This window comes from Rhodoplanes sp. SY1 (assembly GCF_046000175.1).
GTDB lineage: Bacteria > Pseudomonadota > Alphaproteobacteria > Rhizobiales > Xanthobacteraceae > Rhodoplanes.
In genome coordinates this window covers 1-582 of sequence record NZ_JBEOMB010000522.1, presented here as the reverse complement: position 1 = coordinate 582, position 582 = coordinate 1, and the positions used below count along the sequence as shown (strand labels likewise).

Genomic DNA, 582 nt, shown 5'->3' with positions numbered 1-582 from the left:
TAGGGATCGGACGAATCTTCCAGAAGACGATTGACCAGAGCCGAATACGGGTATTCTGGCTCAAAGAATTTACATCGAAAGGCAACGTGAGAATTAATGCGCTCGAACACCTCCCGGCCTGACTTCGATCGGAGCAGAACGTTAATCGCCATCCCTAACCTCGTGAAAGAGGTTCAAGCCCGTGATTTTCATCATAGGATGAACTCTGTAGTTTCCGAAATCGCGCTGCAAGTCCGGCTTCTGATCGGATCGGTAGGAAGCCTTCACTGCCAGGACAAGCGCCTTATCGTGCACTTTGGATAGGAGATTCAAAGCACGTAATTCGCCCGCGCGACCGAAGTATTTACGGCTGATAAATATAAAATTTCTTAGACTATAAAAGGTTTCGTTGCTCAGGATGTCTTCGCGATAAAATCGTCCGCCGCTGAAGTGGATGATTGCCGCCCTCGGCTCGTACACAACCTTGTAGCCTGCAATCCATGCCCGCCAACTGAGGTCGACATCCTCGGTATAAAGGAGGTACCGCTGATCCATTCCGCCGACCGAGCGGTAGAAGGAATCGTCAAACAGCAAAAAGGCGCC

General features: G+C 50.3%; 1 pseudogene. It reads right to left on the bottom strand.

The annotated features are described in order from the left end of the window. Positions 1-141 precede the first annotated feature (141 nt). A pseudogene (locus ABTU92_RS30725) lies at positions 142-582 on the bottom strand (hypothetical protein); the annotation flags it as partial.